The organism is Paraburkholderia caledonica NBRC 102488, assembly GCF_000685095.1.
Lineage (GTDB): Bacteria > Pseudomonadota > Gammaproteobacteria > Burkholderiales > Burkholderiaceae > Paraburkholderia > Paraburkholderia caledonica.
In genome coordinates this window covers 53,303-75,884 of the sequence record NZ_BAYE01000021.1, presented here as the reverse complement: position 1 = coordinate 75,884, position 22,582 = coordinate 53,303, and the positions used below count along the sequence as shown (strand labels likewise).

19 protein-coding genes are annotated in these 22,582 nt (G+C 61.9%); 1 reads left to right on the top strand and 18 read right to left on the bottom strand.

The annotated features are described in order from the left end of the window. Window positions 1-16: 16 nt before the first annotated feature. Together BCA01S_RS28630 and BCA01S_RS28625 are read right to left on the bottom strand one after the other, a co-directional pair. Window positions 17-1,417, bottom strand: coding sequence for an MFS transporter (locus BCA01S_RS28630; RefSeq protein ID WP_027779849.1), 1,401 nt, complete (start codon window positions 1,415-1,417; stop codon window positions 17-19). 95 nt (window positions 1,418-1,512) lie between these two features. Next, window positions 1,513-2,244 carry an enoyl-CoA hydratase/isomerase family protein gene (locus BCA01S_RS28625; RefSeq protein ID WP_027779848.1) on the bottom strand — a complete coding sequence of 244 codons (732 nt, stop codon included), beginning with the start codon at window positions 2,242-2,244 and terminating at the stop codon, window positions 1,513-1,515. 56 nt (window positions 2,245-2,300) lie between these two features. Between BCA01S_RS28625 and BCA01S_RS28620 the strand changes: the two genes are divergently transcribed. Beyond that, a complete protein-coding gene (locus BCA01S_RS28620) occupies window positions 2,301-3,062 on the top strand; it encodes a GntR family transcriptional regulator (RefSeq protein WP_027779847.1) in 762 nt (253 codons plus the stop codon). Window positions 3,063-3,220: 158 nt separating this feature from the next. On the opposite strand, the gene BCA01S_RS28615 is transcribed toward BCA01S_RS28620, so the two are convergent. From BCA01S_RS28615 to BCA01S_RS28540, 16 genes are all read right to left on the bottom strand, one after another. Beyond that, a complete protein-coding gene (locus tag BCA01S_RS28615; protein WP_027779846.1) occupies window positions 3,221-4,252 on the bottom strand; it encodes a response regulator in 1,032 nt (343 codons plus the stop codon). Next, a complete protein-coding gene (locus BCA01S_RS38810; protein WP_027779845.1) occupies window positions 4,249-4,437 on the bottom strand; it encodes a hypothetical protein in 189 nt (62 codons plus the stop codon). Before BCA01S_RS38810 ends, BCA01S_RS28615 begins: the two co-directional genes overlap by 4 nt. Next, entirely contained in the window at window positions 4,434-4,838 is a 405-nt protein-coding gene (locus BCA01S_RS28605) for a response regulator (RefSeq protein WP_027779844.1), read from the bottom strand. The genes BCA01S_RS38810 and BCA01S_RS28605 overlap by 4 nt, the downstream gene beginning before the upstream one ends. A gap of 7 nt (window positions 4,839-4,845) precedes the next feature. Next, window positions 4,846-6,183, bottom strand: a complete 1,338-nt coding sequence (locus BCA01S_RS28600) for a sensor histidine kinase (protein ID WP_027779843.1) — start codon at window positions 6,181-6,183, stop codon at window positions 4,846-4,848. A gap of 1 nt (window position 6,184) precedes the next feature. Continuing rightward, window positions 6,185-7,591, bottom strand: coding sequence for a class I SAM-dependent methyltransferase (locus BCA01S_RS28595; protein ID WP_027779842.1), 1,407 nt, complete (start codon window positions 7,589-7,591; stop codon window positions 6,185-6,187). A gap of 564 nt (window positions 7,592-8,155) precedes the next feature. Continuing rightward, complete coding sequence (locus tag BCA01S_RS28590) at window positions 8,156-10,825, bottom strand: excinuclease ABC subunit UvrA (RefSeq protein ID WP_027779841.1); 2,670 nt, start codon at window positions 10,823-10,825, stop codon at window positions 8,156-8,158. An 82-nt stretch (window positions 10,826-10,907) separates the two neighbouring features. Continuing rightward, complete coding sequence (locus tag BCA01S_RS28585) at window positions 10,908-12,263, bottom strand: amidase (RefSeq protein WP_027779840.1); 1,356 nt, start codon at window positions 12,261-12,263, stop codon at window positions 10,908-10,910. A gap of 37 nt (window positions 12,264-12,300) precedes the next feature. Further along, complete coding sequence (locus tag BCA01S_RS28580) at window positions 12,301-13,281, bottom strand: ABC transporter substrate-binding protein (protein WP_027779839.1); 981 nt, start codon at window positions 13,279-13,281, stop codon at window positions 12,301-12,303. A gap of 40 nt (window positions 13,282-13,321) precedes the next feature. Continuing rightward, window positions 13,322-14,176: an ABC transporter permease gene (locus tag BCA01S_RS28575; RefSeq protein WP_020067519.1), complete on the bottom strand. Its 855-nt coding sequence runs from the start codon at window positions 14,174-14,176 to the stop codon at window positions 13,322-13,324. Next, on the bottom strand, window positions 14,173-14,949 hold the full coding sequence (locus BCA01S_RS28570; RefSeq protein ID WP_027779838.1) for an ABC transporter ATP-binding protein: 777 nt from the start codon (window positions 14,947-14,949) through the stop codon (window positions 14,173-14,175). Before BCA01S_RS28570 ends, BCA01S_RS28575 begins: the two co-directional genes overlap by 4 nt. Window positions 14,950-15,000: 51 nt before the next feature. After that, complete coding sequence (gene oxlT / locus BCA01S_RS28565; RefSeq protein WP_027779837.1) at window positions 15,001-16,305, bottom strand: oxalate/formate MFS antiporter; 1,305 nt, start codon at window positions 16,303-16,305, stop codon at window positions 15,001-15,003. Window positions 16,306-16,416: 111 nt separating this feature from the next. Next, window positions 16,417-18,027 (bottom strand): gamma-glutamyltransferase family protein, encoded by a 1,611-nt coding sequence (locus tag BCA01S_RS28560; protein ID WP_027779836.1) that lies wholly within the window; start codon window positions 18,025-18,027, stop codon window positions 16,417-16,419. Window positions 18,028-18,155: 128 nt separating this feature from the next. Continuing rightward, window positions 18,156-18,902, bottom strand: a complete 747-nt coding sequence (locus BCA01S_RS28555) for a GntR family transcriptional regulator (protein ID WP_244146055.1) — start codon at window positions 18,900-18,902, stop codon at window positions 18,156-18,158. A 110-nt stretch (window positions 18,903-19,012) separates the two neighbouring features. Next, a complete protein-coding gene (locus BCA01S_RS28550) occupies window positions 19,013-19,930 on the bottom strand; it encodes a LysR substrate-binding domain-containing protein (protein WP_042319692.1) in 918 nt (305 codons plus the stop codon). Between the two features lie 257 nt (window positions 19,931-20,187). Continuing rightward, window positions 20,188-21,336 (bottom strand): porin, encoded by a 1,149-nt coding sequence (locus BCA01S_RS28545; RefSeq protein WP_027779833.1) that lies wholly within the window; start codon window positions 21,334-21,336, stop codon window positions 20,188-20,190. 276 nt (window positions 21,337-21,612) lie between these two features. Beyond that, window positions 21,613-22,566 (bottom strand): choline ABC transporter substrate-binding protein, encoded by a 954-nt coding sequence (locus BCA01S_RS28540; protein ID WP_084166972.1) that lies wholly within the window; start codon window positions 22,564-22,566, stop codon window positions 21,613-21,615. Window positions 22,567-22,582 lie beyond the last annotated feature (16 nt).

Here is a 22,582-nt window from a genome sequence, read left to right as displayed (position 1 = left end):
CATGGTTCCTGTCGATTCATTTGTTAGGCGAAGCGTGCGCGTCGGCATGAAGCGCGTCGCGCGCGAGGGTGTCTTCCGGCTGAAGGTCTTCGAGGCGCTGTCCGGTCGGCTCGACGCCAAGCCATGCAACGACGACGATCTGCACGGCGAGCAGACCGATCATCATTGCAAGCACGCCGACGATGCCGTACTGCCCGAAAAGCGATACCACGATGAAAGGCGTGACGATGGTCGCGCCGCGGCCCAGCGTATTGCAGACGCCCGACGCGCGCAGCCGCACTTCAGTTGGAAAGAGTTCCGGCACATAGACTGCAAATAGCAGCGCAACCAGCACGTAGATGGGAATGGTCAACAACAGTCCGACGATGGGCAATACCACGGGGCTCGTGACGAACGGATACATCGCGCCAAACACGATCGCGGCGAGCGACGAGCCGATGATCGTCGGCTTGCGGCCCCACGCATCTGCGGTGAGCGCACCGATTGCGGAACCGATAGGCGCGCCGAGCGACATCACGAGCGCGAACCCGAACGACTTCGCGATGCTGAAGCCCTGATGAACGAAGAATGTCGGAAGCCAGGTGACGAAGCCATACAGCAGCGTGTTGATGACAATGAGCGTCACGCAACCGACGATCATCCGTTGCAGCATCGCGCCGCTGAACAGCGAAGCGAACGACAGCGCCGGTTGCGCTGTCGCGCCGGGTCTCGTGGACGCTGGCGCGGGCAGCGGCTTGCCGCCTCGTGCGGCCGTCACTTCCGCTTCGATGCGCCGCAGGATCCCATCAGCCTCGTCATGGCGTCCAACAGAATCGAGCCAGCGGGGCGACTCCGGCAAGGACTTGCGTGCATACCAGACGCCGAGTGCGCCAACACCGCCGAGCACGAACATTGCGCGCCAGCCGAACGACGGAATCAGCAGCAACCCGATCAGCCCCGCGACGGGCAGTCCGGACACGACGAAGACCGCCATTAAACCCTGTAGCCTGCCGCGTTTCTGCGGCGGCACGAATTCGGCCAGCGTCGAGTAACCGACCACGTTTTCCGCGCCCAGTCCAAGTCCCATCACGAAGCGGCACGCGATCAGCACGCTCATGTTCGGCGCCAGTGCCGCGCCGAGCGACGCCAGCCCGAACACGGCGAGATTCGCCTGATACGTGAAGCGCCGCCCGAACCGGTCGCCGAGAAAACCGGTCGCAAGCGAGCCGAGCATCATGCCGAGAAAAGTGAGCGACACGAACAACGCGTTCTGCCCGAGCGTGGAGAATCCGGACTTCAGCGTTGCGCCAAGCACTGTCGACGCAACGTAAATATCGAAACCATCGAAGAACATGCCAATGCCAATCAACCACATGATGCGCCGGTGAAATCCCGACATCGGCAAACGATCGAGCCTGGGCCCTGCGTTGACGTTCATGTCTGTCTCCAGTCGACGTTACGGTGTCAGCGGATTAGCGCTTTCATCGACACCCACACGTCGTGTTGTATCGAGCGAGTGAAGCACGGCCACGCTCAGCGGGTCTGCATCAACCGCAATGCGTTGACGGTCAGCATGTCGGTCGCGGCGCGGAAGTTCTGTTCGACGCTGCCTTCCTGCGCGGCGAGGAAGAACGCCTTGCACTGTTTCGCGCCGGCTTCGTCGAGCGAGAGAATACGAGCGGCAAGCGCGTCGGCTTCGGCGTGCAGGCTCGCGCGATCGCATACTCGCGTGACGAGCCCGGCCTGCAAGGCCGCTTCAGGCGTAACGGGATCGCCGAACAAGACCATCGGAAATAGGGCCTTGGGCAGTGCATAGCCGCCGAGGTAAGCCATGATCGCGGCGGGCGGCAGACCGTTGCGCATCTCCGGGAACCCGAGCCGCGCCGACGATGCGACGAGCGTGAAGTCGCACAGGATCGCAAGCCCGAAGCCGAAGCCCAACGCATCGCCCTGCACCTGCGCAATCGAGATCAACGACGTGCTGCGCACGAGCCGTTTGAGTTCGATCAGACGCGCAACTTCGGTGCGGATCGACACGGCGTCCCGCCCCGCTCGCTCGCGCCCCGTGCAGAACACATCGCCGTTCGCGCGGATGCGCAACACACGCGCCTTCGGTTGCACGGCCTCACTGCGCAACGCGTCCGACATCGCGTCGAACATCGCAACCGACACTTCGTTGCCGACTTCCCGGCGGTTCAACGTGAAGGTGAGCACGTCGCCGGTATGCTCTATGACAACGGGGGCCTCCAATGCACTGCGATCCATGTCGTCTCCTGTTGTATAATCTGTATACAGAGTATTCACAGAAATCAGAGGTGTCAATGCCCGCTGCAAAAACTGCTTCTTCAAAAACCCCGACAGCGCACACGCGCCACGCGCCGAGTCTCGAATCCATTGCCACGCGGTATCACGCGCGGCTTCGCACACTGGACTCAACCGGCGATTCGTTGAGCGATGGCGTGGTCGTGCCCGCGTTGCGCGAGGCGATCGTGGAAGGTGTGCTCGCTCCGGGTAGCCGTCTCTCTGAAGTGCAGGTAGCCAAACAGCTGAACGTTAGTCGAACCCCGATGCGGGAGGCGTTCGCGCAGCTCGAGCGCGAAGGGCTCGTGACCGTCCTTCCGCGAGTGGGCGCATACGTGCGGTCAGTGACGCTTCGCGATGTGGAAGAGATTTATACGGTGCGGGCCGCGCTCGAATGTCTCGCGGTGCAGCTTGCATCCGAGCGCATTACATCGCTCGGTGCCGCGCAGCTAGATGATGTGATCGACATGATGCGAACGAGCGTCGATGCCGGCGACGCTGCCGGCTATGTCGACGCATTGGACCGCTTTTACGCCATCGTCATGACGGTCGCCGACAACCGCACGTTGCAGCAGAATCATGCCTCGCTGATCGGGCCGGTGCGGCGACTGCGCCGCATCGCCATGGCGCAAGGCGGGCGGATGCGCGCATCGTTCGAACAGGCGGTTCGAATTCGCGATGCTGTAGTCAACGGCACCGGGGATGCGCAGAATCTGATGCGGGAACAACTGCAGCGGGCGTGTGAGGCCGCGCTGGATGTGCTCAAGAATGCGGGCAAATAGACGAGCGTCGCTACACCACGCCGCGCAACGGCCCACAAACAAGTGCTCCGTTGCTCCTGCCGGCCGTTCAACACCCGGCCGGCCCGAAGGATTTTTCCGGCTACAGCGATCATTCGCCCCGTGGGCTTCTCGCCCGGGCAACGATCGTTGCGCCCTCTCTAAACGCGGACCGTCGGCTTATCCTGGTCGAACGCGGGCTCAAGGAACCGCTCGATCCAGACTGCGAGGCGGTCGGCCGCAAAACTGGCCCGCGCACCGGCGCGGCAGACGATAGCGTCACCTTCGCGGAAGAACTGCAGCGCGCCGCCGGCTTCTTCCAGCCACAACAGGCAGGCCAGCCACGCAGCGTGCTCGGCGGAGACCGCATGACCCACCGGGCGTGTGAGGAACTCGCTCAACGTTGCAGGCGAAGTCCAGATCAGCGCTTCACCATCGCCGCGCACCGTGGCGCCGAGGACATCCATCAAGACCGGCAACGCATCAGCAACGCCGCGCCCCGCAGTCTGCGCACGCAGTTGCGCCAGGCGCGTACTGACCGCGTGGCCGAAACTGCCACTGCATTCGCTCTCGGCATGCACCAGATCGGCGTAGTCCATACGCCGCCAGTCCGGCTCGGCATTGCGCGTACCAGCCAGTTCGGTGCCGGTCAGGTAAGTTTCCACCGGCTGAAAGCGGCCAGGGCCGATCAGGCTCGCGCACAGCGTGTGCACTGCGCCGATACGGGTGGCCACCGTCTGCGTCTGCAGTACGCCTAGCTTCTCGCGCACGAGTTCGTCGCGTTCCTTGCGCAGCCCCGACAGCTCCAGCGCCTGCTTCATCTCCATACGCAGCGCTGAGATATCCCACGGCTTCTTGATATAGCGATGTATCTGGCCCTGGTTGACGGCCTCGACGGTCTGATCCAGCTCGGAATAGGCCGTTGTCAGTATCCGGACGATGTGGGGATAGCGCTCTCGCGCATAGCGCAAAAGTTCGTTGCCGTGTTCGCCCGGCATGCGCTGGTCGGACACGAGCACCGCCAGACTGGAGGCGTGGGCGTCCAGCATCGCCTTGCCGTCCTCCACCGAGGCGCCCGTCACCACCGGCGCAATCGCGCCGATGGCGCGCTCGAAGTATTTGACCGCGGTGGCTTCGTCATCGACGAACAGAATCGCCGGAGGCGGCGTCTGGTTGGCAATCGTATGGCTCATTGGTAACTCCTGTGCATTCGATCCTTCAAATTTGGAGATTCCAGCGTCGCGGCCGTACCGCCGCCGACTGCGGATGTGATCCCGATGTCCCCGAAAAGCTGCGCGACGCGGTTGCGGAAGATCATGCCGAAGCGGCTTGCGCCGGTCTTCGTGATAACCGGGTCGACCGGCAAGCGCTGCGTCACCTCAGTCGCGACACTTGGGCTGTCGTCGCCGATGTCAACACCTCGCGGACCGTGCTTACGCCCAGGGGCTTCTCCAGGATTCGGAACACCCCATCCGAACTGACTGCGCCCGGTAACGCGTTGTTGTCCGCGTAGGCCGTCACCAGGATCCGGACGATATGCGGATACTCCTGAGCGACCTGGCGCAGCAGATCGTCACCGTGCCGGCCCGGCATGCGGAAGTCGGTCACAAGCACGGCCACGCGCGCTCCTTCGCGGTGAAGGATCGACATGGCCTCCTCCGCGCCGCTCGCGAGAAGCACTTCATAGTCACTGCCGGCCGCACGCGCAAAGTACTTGCGGGCCAAATCCTCATCATCGACATAGACGACAGTGTGCGGGCTTTGCTGGGTATTGCTCATTTCGATATCACTCGGCACGCGGCAGGTCGAAGTTGAAGGCGGTCCACTCGCCCAACGTGCTTTCCGCGAATAGTGTGCCGCCGTGCCGCTCCACCACCGCATAGCTAATGGACAGGCCAAGGCCGAGGCCCTGGCCGACTTCGCGCGTCGTGAAAAACGGTTCAAACACTCGCGCGAGATTCTCTGCGGCGATTCCCGGTCCGTTGTCGCGCACATTCACATGCAGCCGGTCGTCGCGCCACTCCGCCGCGAGGTGGATGCGCGGCGACACGGTGCCTGCCTTCTGCATGGCCAAGGCAGCATTTGAGAACAGGTTGATGAGCACGCCGATAATGGCGGCTTCGTCGCCCAGCACGAGGGTGTCGTCGGACAGCTCGCGCGTGACGCTCACGCCGCGCAGTTCATGCGCGCTCAGCCGGATCGACGAGTCAAGCGCCTTCTCGAACAGGAACGGCACGTCGTCTGCCGCCGCGCCGGGTCGGCGGTAGGCAAAGGTCTTCAGGTCCGACACGATATGCTGGATGCGTTGCATCCCCTGCTTGACATCCGTCAGGCACTCCATCAGCGAAGGGCTGCTTTTGGCCTGCGGTTCTTCCATGCCGATTTCAATCGCCATCAGGCAGAAGTTCACCGGGTTGTTGACCTCGTGAAGCAACCCCGCCGACAGCGTACCGATTGCAGCCATCTTCTCCTGCTGCAACAACTGGCCTTTGATCTGCGCGAGGTTTTCGTTGGTACGGGCGAGCTGGTCGTTCTTGTGCGCCACCTCCTCCTTTAGCCGGAAAAGCTGGAAACGGCCCTTCTCGTTGAAGTAGGTGTACACCGAACTGGCCAACGCACAGAAGAAGATCAGGATGAGCTGAAACAGAAACTTGCTCGGGTCGTGTATGCCGCCCGCATGAGCCACGCAGGCTATGTAATAGAGCGCGACCGTGGCCAGCCCGAAAGCCAGCGTCTGCCAATAACCGGAAGGGAACAGAATGCCGACCGCAAAGATCGTCAGCATAAGCCCGGCATAGAACAGCGACTGCTCGCCCTGCGTGACATAAATCATCCAGGAGATCATTGCCTGCGGCAACAGCAGCCAGAGGAAGGTGATGATCTGCACGTGGCGTTTGCCCGTTGTCGTGTAAAACGACAGCAATGCCAGGCCAATGGCTGCGCTGGTCAGCACCCGAACTATCGCAAAGCGCTTCTGCTCATCCGGATACACGACATAGTCCAGCGCAACGCCCATCAGCACCAGCACGATCACCGTCAGGCCGCCGGCCTTACTGCACAGCAACCGGTAGTCGCGCAACTCTTCACGATAGTTCGACTGTAGCCCACCAAGGGAGGTTGTCATCTCAGGCTACTTGTTGCTGACCGATCACCACCTCGGCGAACACATTAACCCCGGTCGAGTCTGTGTAAAGGCGCGGCTCTCCGCAGTTCTCCGGCATGATGTCGGCCATCTGTGCCTCGTTGCGATAGATCAGGTACCACTCAAGCACGTGCTCCATGCTCAGGCGCTCAGGGTTGTCGGCGTGGACGTTGGTTACCAGCAGGCGGCCGCCCTGTCTGGTCCGGCTGGCGAAATGCTGGTTCAGCCGCGCACACACCTTGTCCGACAGGTAGTCGAAGAGGCCCGCGCAATACACGGCGTCGAACTCGCGGACGTCCGATGCGTGCGCATCGATCCGGCGCTTGAGCAGGTGGTGGACAGAATCGTGCGTGTAGCTAATGGTCATGCGCCTGCCCATTTTCTGTGCAATGGACGCGAGGCGTTCGCGTGTCCAGTCCAGTGTCTCCTGGCTAAAGTCGAGCAGTTCGAACGTCAGCCACTGCGGTTCGTCGTATTCTTGGATGAAACGCTGGATCTCCTGGGCGGGGCCGCAACCTACGTTCAGCACCCGGAACGGCCGCTGCGCGGCGCGCGCTTCGTTGGCGAGCCGGGTCAGGTAGTCCACCAGCAAATCGACGCGATTGCGGTGCGCGCGCGCAACGGCCGTCTGCAGGAAAGCGGCGTTGACGATCTGGAAATACGTGCTCGGCCCCTGGCGCGGATCGTCGAGCATCTGGTTGACCATCTGGTAGTCGCCGGCATAGCCCAACGGCTTCGTGAACGTGCGAAAGACAAAGGGAGAGCGCAGCAGCAGCGGATGTAGCGCAGCCTGGGCAAAGGCACGATGTGCGGGCGCCAGTTCTTCGTCGACCAGCCGTGCCTCGCCTTCGAATTCGTCGAAGTAGAGCTTGGTCTTCTCCATGAGCGGCGATGCCAGTTCGAAGAAGAAGTCCTCGCGCAGGCTATTGCCTTCCTTCGGCATGGTTTCGCCAAGGTCTGCCTGCTCGACCCATCGCGACATGTCCGAGAGAAAAGCGCGGATCTGGTTGACCGCGATCTGGTAGTCACGGCGGATCTGGAAACGGCCGGTCCAGTCCTGCACGAACCGGCGCGCTTCTTCGCCCACCGTACGCGCTTCCAGCGCGCCGCCGCTCAGTTCCCGCCACTCGGCGATCAGCGTTACCGAAACGATAGCTGTGAGGCCGGTATTGACCATGCTGATGACGACTGCCTTGCCCGAATAGGCGGGTTCCACGCCCATCTTGACGGACAGGTCGCTCAGCACCTCGCTGACCTGAACAATCGAGTACGGGTTATAGATCTCCATCACCAGCGAGTTTCGCTGGAGATTGATGATCGTGCCTCGCACCTGCTCGCCCTGCGAGTTCCGGAAGCTGACTACCGGATCGATTTGCGTTTTGGAATACACAATATTGCGGCCAGGTAAGTATCACGACAAGTTGGTTTGAGATCCGACGCCCTACCCGGCCAGCAGGTCGGCCAGGTGAGCGCCGATGGCGTCGTTGGTCCAGGTGACACGTGTCGCCATCGGTTTCAGTTGTGGCGACGGCGATCCATTGTTCGTGGCGGCGTGCGATTCACTCCCGTTCGCAGCGGCCACACAGTTTTGCATTCGACTTGACTGCGTCGCCTCGCGACGACACGCGTGCTGATAGCCTCACTGTCGTGATAAGACCGTGAGGCTGGTGAGCCCGAGCGTCGGTTGCGGCAACACTGAATCGTTGCGGTTGCAGCATTCTACTGATAAAAAAGAATACTGTCGTCCACTGTCATCTGGTCAGTGAAGCGGGATGGAGGCATGCGGCGAACGGCGCAGAAATCGCGTAGGTCCACAGCCGTGCGGCCTGCATGACAAGGCTCTTGATGCACACCTGACATTGAACAAATCCGTTACGCATGACCTGGCTGCAAAGGCGCGAACGGCGTGCGGTGCGTTCCTCGAGCGAAGTTATTTAATAGCCGCGCCGCCGAATCAGGCCGCCAGCTGTTCCTTGATATACGCAGCGGTGCGGCTGCGCTTTTCGCGCGCCACTTCAGCGGGTCTTCCGCTCACCACGATCGTTCCGCCAGCGTCTCCCGCCCCTGGGCCCACATCGATAACCCAGTCGCTTTGTGCGGCGACTCGCATATCGTGCTCGACCGCGACGACCGTGTTGCCTGCATCGACAAGTCCTTGCAATTGCACCATTAGCCGATCGACGTCGGCGGGATGAAGACCAGTCGTAGGCTCGTCCAGGATATATAGCGTGTCGCCGCGTTGGGCCCGTTGCAGCTCGGTCGCGAGCTTGATGCGCTGTGCTTCGCCGCCGGATAACTCCGTGGCGGGCTGGCCGAGTCGCAGATAGCCAAGACCAATGTCGCGCAGCGCGGTGAGGGAACGCATCACGCCGGGCTGGTCGGCGAAGAAACTGCACGCGGCGTCGACCGTCAGGCCCAGCACCTGCGCAATGTTCTTGTCCCGCCACGTGATTTCCAGCGTCGATTCGTTATAACGGGTGCCGTGGCACGTCGTGCAAGGCGCATAGACGCTCGGCAGAAAAAGCAGCTCGACGCTGACGAACCCTTCGCCTTCGCAGGTCGGGCAGCGGCCCTGCGCAACATTGAACGAAAAGCGACCCGCGCTATAGCGCCGCTTGCGGGCGGCGGGCGTGTCCGCGAAAAGCTTGCGCACCTGGTCGAAAAGGCCTGTGTAGGTGGCCAGATTGGAACGCGGCGTGCGTCCAATCGGCTTCTGGTCGACCCGTACGAGCCGCCTGATCGAGTTCATCCCGTCGACGATGTGGCCGCTCGCCGGCATGCCGCCATCGGCGAGCAGCGGGTCCTGTTCGTCATCGTCCGGGTTTTCGATTGCTTTCCCTAGTCGGCTCGCGACGAGTTCCGGGAGCGCCTGACTCACAAGGCTCGATTTGCCCGAGCCGGATATGCCTGTCACCGTCGTCAGGCAGCCGAGCGCAAACGCGACGTTCAGCCCATGCAGGTTATTGCGGGTGATACCGGCAAGCCTCAGCCAGCCCTTCGCCTCGCGCGGCGTGCGCTCGACGCTTGCCGGCGGCGCGAATAGATGCCGGCGGGTCTGTGACGCTTCGACCGCCGCGAGTCCGTCGGGCGGTCCGCTATACACAATGTGACCGCCCTCCTCGCCTGCAGCGGGACCCACATCGACCAGCCAGTCGGCGCGCCGCATCGTCTGCAGATCGTGCTCGACGACGAACAGCGAATTGCCCGCTGCTTTCAGCGCCTGAAGCGCGCTGAAAAGCGCTTCGCCATCCGCGGGATGCAAGCCGGCCGATGGCTCATCGAGCACATACACGACCCCGAAGAGCTGCGACGACAATTGCGTGGCGAGCCGCAAGCGCTGCAGTTCACCCGAGGACAACGTCGGCGTACTGCGATCGAGCGAGAGATAACCCAGGCCCAGGTCGATGAGCGTGGTCAGCCGTTCCTGAAGTTCGGCCGCAATGCGTTGCGCGGCGAGGCGCTTCTCGCCCGACAGGTTCGGCGTACGTCGCACGTCAGGCGAGGCCTTGTGCGCCGATCCGCCAGCCGCCACGCGCCGCTCGACGGCGTCGCGCATAGCGCTCCTGCTGAGCACGTCGCCCTTGCCCCGTGTTACCTCGACCGGCTCCTGCCATTCTCCGCGCGCGACCGGTTCAAGAAGCGCGGCGAGTCCAGACAGAGGCAACTGCGAAAGCTCGGCGATATCGAGTCCGGCGAATTTCACCGATAGCGCTTCTTTCGTGAGCCGCTTGCCGCCGCACTCCGGACAGTCGCTCGATACCATGTACTTCGACACGCGCTTTTTCATCAGCGCGCTTTGCGTGTTGGCGAAGGTATGCAAGACGTATCTGCGCGCGCCGGTAAACGTCCCCTGATAGCTCGGCTCGTCTTTCCGTTTGAGCGCTGCGCGCGTCTCTTTGGGTGTGAGACCGGCGTAGACGGGCACGGTTGGCTGCTCATCGGTGAAGAGAATCCAGTCGCGATCTTTCTTCGGCAGATCGCGCCACGGCGTGTCCACGTCATAACCAAGCGTCACGAGGATGTCGCGCAGGTTTTGTCCATGCCATGCGGGTGGCCACGCAGCGATCGCGCGCTCGCGAATGGTCAGCGAGTCGTCGGGCACCATCGAACTTTCGGTGACTTCATACACGCGCCCTAGCCCATGACATGTCGGACAGGCACCCTGCACCGTGTTCGGCGAAAAGTGCTCGGCGAACAGCATGGGCTGTTTGGGCGGGTAAGTTCCGGTCCGCGAATACAGCATGCGCACGAGGGTGGACAGCGTAGTCACGCTTCCCACCGACGAACGCGCCGACGGCGTGCCGCGTTGCTGTTGCAATGCGACCGCGGGCGGCAATCCTTCGATTGCGTCGACTTCGGGCACGCCGACCTGCTCGATCAGACGCCGCGCGTAAGGCGCGACCGATTCGAAATAGCGCCGCTGGGCCTCCGCGTACAGCGTGCCGAATGCGAGCGACGACTTGCCCGAACCGGACACGCCTGTAAATACGACCAGCGCGTCGCGTGGAATCTGCACGTCGACGTTTTTCAGGTTATGTTCCCGCGCGCCGCGCACGCTGACGAACCCCGTGTCTGTGCGGGAAGATGCCGAGGACGAACGGGGTTTGCGGCTGCTTGCATCCATATCGGTCGGTAGCTATGGGCCAGGAACCCTACAAAGACGCACAACCCATGCCACACCCGCGCAGCCGGCCCGGCGTTCGCGCTCATATCTTCCGCTGCGCCACCGCCGCCTGCCACCCTGTGCGCGCTTCGACCCATTCGGCGAGCTTCAGCAAATCGGCGTCAGCGTGCGCAGCGCCTACCAGTTGCGCGCCGAGAGGCAAACCCTGCGGCCCGAATCCCACGGGCACGGTCACGGCCGGCACGCCGAGAAACGTCCACGGCGCACAGAATGACGCGTCGCCCGTATAGTCGAGCCCGCGCGGCGGTTCGCCCGTGGCCGGCGCGACCAGCAGCGCATCGAGCGCCATCGCGCCGGTCAGCCAGTCGTGAAAGCGGTGCGCCATCGGCATCTGCGCCGCCTTGATGCGCGCGTAGACGGTCGCGGGCAGCTTGCGGCCATCTTCGACGAGGCCGCGCATTGCCTCGCTCACCAGTTCGGGTGTGCGGTCGACCAGTTCGCCGTGCGTGATGGCAGCTTCAACCGACATCAATTTCAACGCATGTGCAGGCGTTTCGAAGATCTCGGCCGGCAGATCGACCGTGACGATCTCGGCGCCGTCTCGTGCCAGTTGAGCCGCGAGCCTGTCGAGCGCGGCCTGCTGCGCCGGCTCGATTGCCCCGCCGGCCTGTTTGGACAGCACGCCGATGCGCCGCGTCCCCGTGCCGCGCGCCGCAACATGGGCAGCGGACCGAACATGCGCGACGTGCGGATCGGCGGCGTCCTCGCCGGTGACGAGCGCCAGTGCATAAGCCACGTCCGCGACGCGTGTTGCAAACATGCCGACGTGGTCCAGCGACCACGCCAGCGGCAACACGCCCGTGCGCGCAATCGCACCGTAAGTCGGCTTGAAGCCGACGATGCCGCAGTACGCCGCCGGCCGTATCACCGATCCCTGCGTCTGCGTGCCGAGCGCGAGCGGCACGATCCCCGCCGCGACCGCCGCCGCTGAGCCACTCGACGAACCGCCCGGCGTGAACGCGTCATTCCACGGGTTGACGGTTGCGCCCGGCTTACGCCACGCGAATTCGGTCGTCACCGTCTTGCCGATAATCGACGCGCCCGCCGCACGCAAACGCGCGACCACCCACGCATCCCGCTCGGGCCGCCGTCCTTTGTAGGCGAGCGAGTTGAATTCGGTCGGCATGTCGGCGGTATCGATCACGTCCTTTACCGCGACTGGTACGCCCGCCAGCGGCGAGGCCACATCCACGGCATTGACGGGCGCGGCGTCCAGCAAATAACAGAACGCATGCAACGACGCCTGCGATTTGCACGCCGCCTCGTAAGCCTGTGTGACGTACTGCTCGAGTCTCGCCTCGCCCGAGGCAACTTCAGCGCGAATCTGCGAGATGGACGGAATTGGCGCAGCTTTTGAAGAAGTAGAGGACATGGTCATGTAAGCGTCGCGAACGGTGTCAACGGTGTGAGCGGTGTTATTTCGCGGCAACCGCCGGCTGGATGTAATTCTGCACGATGAACCTGTCGTAGTTCGGCTGCTGCTTCAGATTGCCGAGGGCGATCTGCGTATCCATCGCGACAGTCAGCGCTTTCGGCGTGATGCTGACGTTCTTCGGATACACGCCTTCGTCGAGCATACGCTTCACCGCTGCGTCGACCACTGCGGCGTCGAGTGTCGGAAATTCCTTGCGCGCGATGGCCGCCGTTTCCGCAGGGTGGCTTTGCATGTAGAGCAGCGCGTTTTGCAGCCCCTTCACGAACCGCGCGGCTGCATCCGGATCGACGCTGCGCTTGGCGGAGATTGACGAAAACGCGTATTCACCATAGAGCTTCGGAAAGCCGAGCACGACTTTCATGCCTTTCGCGACAGCCTGATCCAGACCGGGCTCATACATCACCGCGATCTTCGCCTGGCCGGCAACGAGCGGTCCGATCTCCGAGCCGAGCGGCACCTGAACCAGCTTCACGTCGCTTTGCGACATGCCGTTCTCCTTCAACAGTTTGAAGAACAACGACGTGCTGGTGGTCGGCATCTGTCCCGACACGATCACCTGATCTTTCACGTCCTTGATGCCGCTGAACTTCACATCCGGCGCAACGGCGATCCACACCGCCGCACCGTTCACGACATTCGCGATCACATCGACATCGGCGCCCTTCTCCGCGGCCACGGCCGTCCACTCCGGCCCGTGTAGCGAGAAGTCGGCGCTGCCGGACAGCACGGCCGAAAGCGCCGCGCTCGGACTGCCCGCCGTCTGCTTCGTGACGTCGAGTCCCGCCTTCTCGAAGAATCCGCCGTCTATCGCCACATAAAGCGGCAGATAGAGCATCGACTGGAACGCCTGCGAGATAGTCACTTTCTTTCCGTCGGCCAGTGCCGGTGTTGAAACGCCTGCAACGCTCAGTGCCAAAGCGGTCGTGAGCGCGACGAGCGCCTTTCTTGCGGTGAATGCCATCGTCTGTCCTGTCATGAAGTGGTTGGACTGCCGGAATGCGTTAAACCTTGAGCGTGGTGGTATTCGACGCCTGCCGCCAGGGCAGCAGCTTGCGTTCGAGCATGTCGATCAGAAAGTACAGGACGAAGCCGATCGCCATGAGCACGAACAGGCCCTCCCACACGGTGTTGAGGTCGTACAGGCTGGACGCGGTGAAAATCATGTGTCCAAGGCCCTTCTCCGATGAGATGAATTCACCTACCACTGCGCCCACCAGACCGAAGCCGACGTTGATGCGAAACGTGGAGATCACATAAGGCAGCGTGAACGGCACTACGACTTTCATGAACACGTCGTTCTTGTTCGCGCCGAGCGTGACGAGCAACGCCTGCAGATCGGGATCGGCGTCCTTGGCCGCTTCATATGCGGCAATCAGCGCAACGATCGCGGTCAGCGAAATGGCCAGCGCAACCTTCGAGATGAGCCCGGTGCCGAACCAAAGAATCACGATGGGCGCAAAAGCGATCTTCGGCACACTGTTGATCGCGACGATAAACGGCTCGATGAGCCGCGCGACGAACGGCGAATACCACAGCGCGAGTCCGCACACCGACCCGACCGCGGTGCCGAACACGAATCCGAGAATTGCTTCGAAGAGCGTATAGCCGGTGTCGATGAAAAGCTGATGCGACTGCACGTCGCGCAAGAGCGCTGCGAGTATTTTCGACGGCGAGCCGACAAGGAAATTCGATACCCAGCCGACGCGCGCCGCGCCTTCCCATATCGCAAAGAACGCCACTACCGCCGCGAGTTGCAACAGCGAACGCCCCCAGCCGCTGTCGAGCACGAAGCGCGCGCGAGGCTTCGCTGTGCGTTGTGCCGGCGCCGGTTTATTGATGGAAGCGGATTGCGTCATGCTGCTTTCACCTCCGTCTGAATATCGAGCTCGCCGCATAACGCGTGAAAGTACCCGGCGAAGTTGGGATCGCTGCGCGCGCCGATCGGCGAGCGAGCGGCTATGTCGATGTCGTAGATCTTCTTCACCTGCGACGGCCGGCCGCCAAGTACGACGACGCGCTTCGACAAAGCCACCGCCTCGTCGATGTCGTGCGTAACAAGTACGACTGTCTTGTGAAACGTCTCGACGGCCTCCATCAGCACCCCTTCCAGATACAGGCGCGTCTGGTAGTCGAGCGCCGAGAAAGGCTCGTCCAGCAGAATGATGTCGGGATCGTTAATCAGCGTGCGGATCAGCGCCACGCGCTGACGCATGCCGCCTGACAGCATGCGCGGATACGCGTTCTCGAAGCCGGCGAGCCCATACGTGTTGAGGTATTCCATCGCCATGTCGCGTGCTTGCGCGGCCGGCATCTTCGAGAGCTCCGGCCCGATCAGCACGTTTTGCAGCACGGTGCGCCAGGGCAGCAGCAGATCGCGCTGCATCATATAGCCGACCTTGCCGCGCAAGCCATCGACGCTTTGCCCGCGATAGACGATGTCACCGCTATCCGCCTCGAGCAGGCCGGCGATCACGTTGAACACCGTAGTTTTGCCGCAGCCCGAAGGCCCGATGATGCTGACGAAATCGCGCTCGTGGATATCGAAGGTCAGACCGCCGAGCACGTCGACGGAGCCGAGTTTGTTCGAAAACGATTTACGGATATTACGTAACGCAAGCTGAACGGACATGTCTGTTCCTCGACGACGTCTTCGGAGTGCATTTCGACAAGGCGATTAACATTACGCGCCCTGCTGTGCCGTCATAAAACGCCGGCGCATCGGCTTGAGCACGGCAATGGCAAGCAGCGCGGTCGCGATGTCGAGCGTGATCGCGGTCGAAAACACCGGCACCCAGCTTCCCGCATGCTGATGCATCAACGCCGCGAGCGGGCCGCCGAAAATCGAACCGATCCCCTGCGAGATATACAGCCAGCCGTAGTTCTCGGTGGCGTGCCGCGTGCCGAACGTGTCAGTGAGGGTCGACGGAAACAGCGAGAAGATCTCGCCCCAGCCGAAGAACACCACGCCCGACAGCAGCACGAACAGCACGGCGTTATCGCGCGTGAGCAGCCATAACGCCATGGCCACACCTTCGAGCGCGAAGGCAAAAAACATCGTGTTCTCGCGCCCCATTCTGTCCGACACCCAGCCGAACAGCGGTCGCGTGAGCCCGTTCGTGAAGCGGTCGATCGTCAACGCCAGCGGCAACGCCGCCATACCGAACACGAGAACCTTGGTCACGCCGAAGTCGGCGGCGAAGGTGGCCATTTGCGAGGTGATCATGAGGCCCGACGTGGACATCATGGTCATCATCGCGAACATCAGCCAGAAGATCGGCGTCTTCAAGGTCTGCGAAGGGCGAAAATTCTTAACGCTAGGCGTGGAAGCGGAGCCGGGGGAACCCGCGGCATCGTGCGCAGGCGGCACGCGCAAACCTTGCGAAGCAAGCAGCCCTACCACTGCGAACGCAATGCCGAATATCCAGAGCGTTGCATCGATGCCGCGCACCTGCAGCGACGTGGCGATCGGGAACGTCGTGACGATTGCGCCCATGCCATAGCCCGCCGCGACGGCGCCCGCCGCAAAGCCGCGATTGGTCGGGAACCAGCGCACCATCAACCCCACCACGCCGACATACACAATGCCGGTGCCGAGACCGCCGACCAATCCATAAGTGAGGTAGAGCATCGGCGCGCTATGCACCTGTGAGGCCAGCACCCAACTCAGGCCCGACATGACGGTGCCTATTGAAATCAGCATGCGTGGCCCGAAGCGGTCGATCAGCTTGCCTTGGAACGGCGAGAAGAACGTCTGCAATATGATCAGCAGCGAAAACGTGACCTGTAGTTCAGGCAGTGCAACACCGAGTTTCGCGGCGAGCGGCTTCGTCATCAGCGTCCATACATACTGCGGACTCGAGATCGCCATCATGCAGACGAGACCGAGCCCGAGTTGAAGCCAACGATTGTGGGTCGCGCTCGACGAAACGGCGCCGGCTTCCGTCGACGCGATGGGTGGCAACGAAGATTGCAAACGTGTGGTCATGGTGACTCCATTACTAGGCGAAGGTCTGCCGGCGCCCGGCAGACGTGCAGCGTCCTCCGGGCCTCGAGGGCCGGACCTGCAATCCGATTGAAAAATAGCGCGCGTGTGCGTCTACCAGCCCGCGGCTGCCCCGTCACTGCGCGGGTCGTAGCCCGCTTCGATCAATCCATCTGGATACCGAACGATTGCGCCGGCATGTCCCATTGCTTCGTCATACGCCTGCATCGTCTCGACTTCGTGGCCGAGCGCCGCGAGCCGCGCGATCGTGTCCGGAGCGAAACGCGCTTCGAGTTTGAGCGTGTCGGTCGATTGACCCCATGTGCGGCCGAGCAGCCAACGCGGCGCGTCGATCGCGGCCTGCGGGTTCCAGCCGAACATCGCGATGCGCGAGAACACCGCACTTTGCGACTGCGGCTGACCGTCGCCACCCATGTTGCCGTAGACCATCGTGCGGCCATCTGCAAAACGCGCGAGCGCCGGGTTCAGCGTATGAAAAGGCCGGCGCAGCGGCATTAACGGATTGCGCGAGCGCTCGTCGAGCGAAAAGCTGCATCCGCGGTTCTGCCAGTTGATGCCCGTCCCGGCCAGCACCACGCCGCTGCCGAACTCGTGATAAATGCTCTGGATGAAGCTCACCGCCACGCCGTCGCTGTCGGTCACGCCAAGCCACACCGTATCGCCGGGCCCGCGACCGGCGCCCCACGGCGCGGCTCGAGTCGACGACACTTGCGCAGCCATTGCGTCGAGCGCGGCAGGCTTTAGCAGTTCGCGTGGATCGACGCGCATGTGATCCGGATCGGTGATCTCTGCGTCGCGCACCGCGAACGCGAGCTTGGTTGCTTCGACGCAGGCGTGCACGAACTCGGGACCCAGCGGGTCCATCTCTTTCGTCAACACGCGATCGAGAATGCCCAGAATCAGCAACGACACGAGCCCTTGTGTCGGCGGCGGCATGTTGTAGATCGTGCCCAACGAATGCTCGAGCGCGAGCGGCGTTCGCATTCGCGCCTCGTGTCGTTGCAGGTCTGCGAGAGTCAACAGCGAACCGGCCGACTGAAGATCACTCGCGATGCTGCGTGCAAGGTCGCCGCGATAGAAGTCGTCGAAGCCTGCGTGAGCCAGACGTTCGAGAGTGGCGGCAAGACGAGGTGCGACGAAGCGCTCGCCTGTAGCCGGCACCCGACCGTCGCAGAGGAAGGTGTCTGTGAAACCCGCGATCGGGCGCAGTTCGGCGAGACGGCTTTCGACACATTGCGACTGACTGCGCGTGACCGGCACGCCGTGCTTCGCGTAATGGATCGCGTCTTCGAGCAGGCGTTCGACCGGTAGCCTGCCGCCCAGCGTTTCAGCCGACCAGCGATACGCGCGCTGCCAGCCGGACACCGTACCGGCCACCGTGTTGGCGGCGAGCGGGCCGCGCGTCGGTATGGCCGAGAGTCCACGCGAGCGGTACTCGTCGACACTCGCCGCCAATGCCGCCGCACCGCACGCCTCGATGCCGACCGGCTCGGCGCCGGGACGCGAGATAAGCCAGAACCCGTCGCCGCCAATGCTGTTCATATGCGGATAGACGACGGCGATTGTCGCCGCGGCAGAGATCATCGCTTCGACGGCGTTGCCGCCTTCGCGCAAGATCGCGAGCGCGCTCTGCGCGGCAAGCGCATGAGGCGCGACCGCCATTCCGCGGGTTCCGCGGGCCGGGTTCAGAAATTCGGAAGTCATCGGATGCACGGGGCTTTTGCTTGTATACATACCCGGTGCATATGCGAATTCCATGCCAACGTCTGCATTCCGCGCAAAGGCCGAGTGCAGAAGGCGCTTAACAAATCGTCGCGCCTGAAAGCGTGTTGCTAGATGGTGCCTCGCAACCTCGGTGGTGCATAAGGCGCACTGTGAGGCTCCGAGGCGGTGCGGGCGCGCTGCAGGCGCTCGGTGGTCAGTGTGCGCACTTCCGCCCTGCTTCCTTCTATGTGCCGCCCCAGTAACTCGACTGCCCGGTCAGCCGCAAGGTCGCGGATGGCGGCGAGAATCGCGATGTGTTCGTTATAAGTGTCGTCGATGCAATCGCCGTATACGAGGTCGAGGCGCCGCACCACGCGGATGCGGTCGGTCACGCGCTGCATTGCGGCGCTCAACTCTTCATTGCCGGCGGCGAGCACAAGCGCCTCGTGGAACGCCTCGTCGAGCGCCACCATCTCCCGGCCGTCGCGAACGCGTTGCGCGCGAGGGACGTTCCAGATGCGGTCGAGCCGCTCAAGCATCTGCAAAGCGGTGGCGGATAGGGTTCCGTCAGCGCCAAAGAGCTTAGTGACAGAAAACGTCTCTATCAGCTTGCGCAATTCGTATAGATCTTCGAAGCGCTTGAAGTCGATCGGCACGACTTCCCAGCCGCCGCGCACATAGCCGCGCATCAGACCGTCGCTTTGAAGACGTTGCAGCGCCTCTCGCGCAGGTGTGCGCGAAACGCCGAAGCGGTCGGCGATGCTGGCTTCAGTCATACGGTCGCCCGGAAGCAGGCGCATGTCGAAGATATCGTCTCGCACGCTGAAGTACACGTGGTCAGCGCGGGACGAGGGGGAGCGGGTTGTGTCTTTCACGCACGAGCCTGGGATTAACAGATCTTCCGGCAGTGACTATCGGTCACCGTCAAAAGATCCGTCAACAAGAATTTAATCTGCAGGCGGCGTTGTTGAACTGACGTTCCCGACTATATGGATGCACCGAACAGCCTGTCGACCAGATCTTCCTTGTCCAGCTGCCCGACCCACCAATCCAGCGCATGTCCGCCTTTATCTTCGCGCCACGCGAGATAGCACTGCGTGTGCGCACGCACGCCGGCAATCCGTCTCGCGACGAGATTCCCTTCGCGTATGAGGCCTTCGGCCACGCGCTCAGGCAGCATGCCCACTGCGATTCCTTCGCACAGCGCGCCGACCTTGGCCGCCAGCGTAGGCACCACGATGACGGGTTGGCCGTCGTACGTCGCCACCGATTGAGGCTGTAACTCGCGCGACGTGTCGCTTATGACAGCGCCGCGATATCCGGCAATCGTGCCGCGGTCCAACGGCTCGGTTATCGCGGCAAGCGGGTGATCGGGCGCCATCACGAATAGATGCCGCAACGCTCCGATCGGCCGCGCCGCGATATTCGCCGCGTGAGGCGGCTCGCCGACCGCGCCCACGGCGAGATCCGCGCGCCCCGTGATCAGCGCATCCCACACGCCGCCAAGCACTTCGGTGGACAGGCGCAACCGCGTGATCGTCTCCATTTCGTAGAAGCTGCGAACATACGGCCACAACGATTCGAACGGCAGGATTTCATCCAGACAGATACAAAGTTCCGATTCCCAACCTCGCTGGATGCCTTGCGCTTTCATTTCGAGCTGTCGCGCCGCTTTGAGCAACTGACGCCCTTCTTCCACGAGTACCCGGCCGGCTTGCGTGAGTCTCGCGCGTCTTCCGCTGCGGTCGAACAGTTCGACGCCCAGATCGCTTTCGATCTTCTGCACGAGATACGTCAGCGCCGACGGTACTCGGTGCAGCAATTCGGCTGCCTCCGCGAATGTACCTGTTCTGTCTATTACGTCCAGTACTTCAAGCGCTTCAAACGAAAGCTTTATCGGCATTCGGCATCCTCGGTCCCGCCAAGATGTTGATACAGTGCGTCACGATGCGTGGATAGCGGCAGCACCGCTCATTGCAATTCGGAAAGGAAGACATGGAGTGCGACGTCCGTATATGCCATAACGGCACATCGGACTGAACTGCGACTCATGCGCGGGACGGGATTGTAGAGCGGATATAAAGAAGAAGCGACAAATACTGATAAAGCAGACAAATGGCCACGGCGGATTCCCACTGCCGGAAACCCGCCGCCGGTGCTTCAGAAAGAATGGCGCATGCCGATACGCACATCGGCCTGCGTGCTCGTGCTCGACGGCGTGAAGCTATAGCCGATAACCGCGTTCACGCCATCGGAAGCGCGCAGATAATCACCGGAGATATAAACATCCGTGCGTTTGGACAGCAGGTAGTGAAGCCCGAGCGAGCCCTGATTCCAGTGGTTTCCTTCAAATCGCGTGTGTTGATAACCACCGTATAGCATCAACGCCGGCGTGAATGTGTACGAAGCGCCGCCCTCGTACACCTGCATATGCGACGTTTGTCCGAGCCCCTTGATTGTCGTGTAGGTGAAGTTGCCGCTCAACATCACATTGCCAATCGTGTATGCGGCGCCGACTGCAAAGGCACCTTGCTTGTCGACGGGGAACGCGGATGCACTGTACAAATCTGTTACCGCGCCGGTTGCAGGATCGACCGAGACGGTGGGCTGGCCGAGGAAAGTACGCGTGCCGATCATCGCATACGGATCGAATGCGTAGATACCGTACGGATTGTTCAGCTGCGTATAGGCGGCGCCCATGTTGAACGCGCCGTGTTCATAGCGCGCGCCCACGCTCCATGCGCTCTTCTGGTGAAAGTCGCCCGCCGTATTGCCGAACGAGTACATGCCACCAAAAGAAAAACCGGAGATGTCGTTGGAGAGATACTTGATCGAATTCGGCAGCCGGTCGCCGTTCATCCGGTCGAAGTCGCCTTGGTGAATCGCATAACCGCTCGCCCACGCCGATATGTTGTACAGGTAGGCGAATTCTTCGGTCATGTCCAGCTGGTTACCAAACGACAGAGTGCCCCAGTTGTTCTTCAGGCCAACATACGCCTGGCGGCCGAATTCGGCACCGCCAAATCCGAGCTGCCCATTGCCCAGGTGGAATCCCGACTCGAGCACGAAGATGGCCTGCAAGCCGCCGCCGAGATCTTCGACACCTTTGAAGCCGATACGGTTACCGTACGAAATGCCGTCGTCGAACTTGACCTGGTGGGAGCCACCGGCGTTGCTCACGTACGTGATGCCCGCGTCCAGAACGCCATACAGCGTGACACTGCTTTGCGCGTGAACAGCCGTTGGCGCGCACACGGCGCTTGCTGCAATAGCGAGTCCCGAAAGACTGACGGCATTTCTCTTCTTCATTGAATTCTCCCCTGCTCTTTGCCTGCGCAATTCGTTGGATAAAGCGATCCCTGCCGCGGCCAATAGCAGGCGCGCGGCGCTTCTCGCATGACGGGCAGTTCGAAACCGGTTGAGACCGATCGATATGGCCTGGCTGTTATTTGTTCCGCATGAAAATTCCGCCAAGCCCGCATCGACGCGTCAAGAATACGGTTCCAGTTTTACGGCGAGTCGATTGGATGCGACATGAATCTGTCGCCTTGCGACCTTACGAGCGAACAACTGGCATTGCCTTTTCTACTTCACACCGAGCGCCGTCTGAACGGCTTGCAGGCCATTCGCGCCGCTCGCGGTACTGACGCCATCCAGCCACGACTTGAGCAGTTCGGGGTGGCGCTTCAGCGCTTCGGTCGCGGCTACGTCGACACTGGTCTTCTTTTCGAGTACTTCGGTGATTACTCCGTTCTCGATGTCGACGTTGAATGTCAGCTGTTTGAAGAGACGATCCACGTTAGGGCATTGTTCCGCATAGCCGCTGCGCGCAACGGTGTTGACCGTGGCGCCGCCGTAGTTCGGGCCGAAGTACTTATCGCCTCCGTCGAGATAAGTCAGCTTGAACTTCGTGTTCATCACATGCGGCTCCCACGCAAGGAACACGATCCACTTCTTCTCGCGTACTGCACGCTCGACTTGTGTAAGCATGCCCGTCTCGCTGGATTCGACGACCTTCCAGTTGTCGAGACCGAACGCTTTGTCATCGACCATCTTCTTGATGTTCTGATTGGCCGGCGCGCCGGGTTCGATGCCGTAGATCCTGCTATCGAACTTGTCGGCATTTTTGGCTAGGTCCGCGAACGAGTGAACGCCCGCCGCCGCCACGTAGTCGGGCACTGCGAGCGTGAACTTCGCATTGCTCAGATTCGGATGGACGACCACGATCGACTTTTCTTCTTCAAACGGTTTGACGACCGGTGCTTGCGCGGGCATCCAGTTGCCGAGAAACACGTCGATTTGCCCTTTTTTCAGGCCCTGATACGTGATCGGCACAGAAAGGTTGGCCACCTTCTGTTTATACCCGAGCGCCTTCAGCACGACGCCCGTCATTGCATTGGTGGCGTCGATATCGGTCCATCCCGGCCCCGCCATGTTCACCTGCATGCACGATTGCGGCTCCGCGGCCGACGCGAAACTGGCTGCCGCGCATAGCAGCGCAACGCTGCACATCGCCTGTTTGAATAGCTTGTTCATCATCGCGACTTTCCTGTGA

Excerpts from the sequence above, each read along its gene's own strand:
- BCA01S_RS28630 (WP_027779849.1), bottom strand. The coding sequence starts at position 1,417 with ATGAACGTCAACGCAGGGCCCAGGCTCGATCGTTTGCCGATGTCGGGA.
- BCA01S_RS28625 (WP_027779848.1), bottom strand. The coding sequence starts at position 2,244 with ATGGATCGCAGTGCATTGGAGGCCCCCGTTGTCATAGAGCATACCGGC.
- BCA01S_RS28620 (WP_027779847.1), top strand. The coding sequence starts at position 2,301 with ATGCCCGCTGCAAAAACTGCTTCTTCAAAAACCCCGACAGCGCACACG.
- BCA01S_RS28615 (WP_027779846.1), bottom strand. The coding sequence starts at position 4,252 with ATGAGCCATACGATTGCCAACCAGACGCCGCCTCCGGCGATTCTGTTC.
- BCA01S_RS28605 (WP_027779844.1), bottom strand. The coding sequence starts at position 4,838 with ATGAGCAATACCCAGCAAAGCCCGCACACTGTCGTCTATGTCGATGAT.
- BCA01S_RS28600 (WP_027779843.1), bottom strand. The coding sequence starts at position 6,183 with ATGACAACCTCCCTTGGTGGGCTACAGTCGAACTATCGTGAAGAGTTG.
- BCA01S_RS28590 (WP_027779841.1), bottom strand. The coding sequence starts at position 10,825 with ATGGATGCAAGCAGCCGCAAACCCCGTTCGTCCTCGGCATCTTCCCGC.
- BCA01S_RS28585 (WP_027779840.1), bottom strand. The coding sequence starts at position 12,263 with ATGACCATGTCCTCTACTTCTTCAAAAGCTGCGCCAATTCCGTCCATC.
- BCA01S_RS28580 (WP_027779839.1), bottom strand. The coding sequence starts at position 13,281 with ATGGCATTCACCGCAAGAAAGGCGCTCGTCGCGCTCACGACCGCTTTG.
- BCA01S_RS28575 (WP_020067519.1), bottom strand. The coding sequence starts at position 14,176 with ATGACGCAATCCGCTTCCATCAATAAACCGGCGCCGGCACAACGCACA.
- BCA01S_RS28570 (WP_027779838.1), bottom strand. The coding sequence starts at position 14,949 with ATGTCCGTTCAGCTTGCGTTACGTAATATCCGTAAATCGTTTTCGAAC.
- oxlT (WP_027779837.1), bottom strand. The coding sequence starts at position 16,305 with ATGACCACACGTTTGCAATCTTCGTTGCCACCCATCGCGTCGACGGAA.
- BCA01S_RS28560 (WP_027779836.1), bottom strand. The coding sequence starts at position 18,027 with ATGACTTCCGAATTTCTGAACCCGGCCCGCGGAACCCGCGGAATGGCG.
- BCA01S_RS28550 (WP_042319692.1), bottom strand. The coding sequence starts at position 19,930 with ATGCCGATAAAGCTTTCGTTTGAAGCGCTTGAAGTACTGGACGTAATA.
- BCA01S_RS28545 (WP_027779833.1), bottom strand. The coding sequence starts at position 21,336 with ATGAAGAAGAGAAATGCCGTCAGTCTTTCGGGACTCGCTATTGCAGCA.
- BCA01S_RS28540 (WP_084166972.1), bottom strand. The coding sequence starts at position 22,566 with ATGATGAACAAGCTATTCAAACAGGCGATGTGCAGCGTTGCGCTGCTA.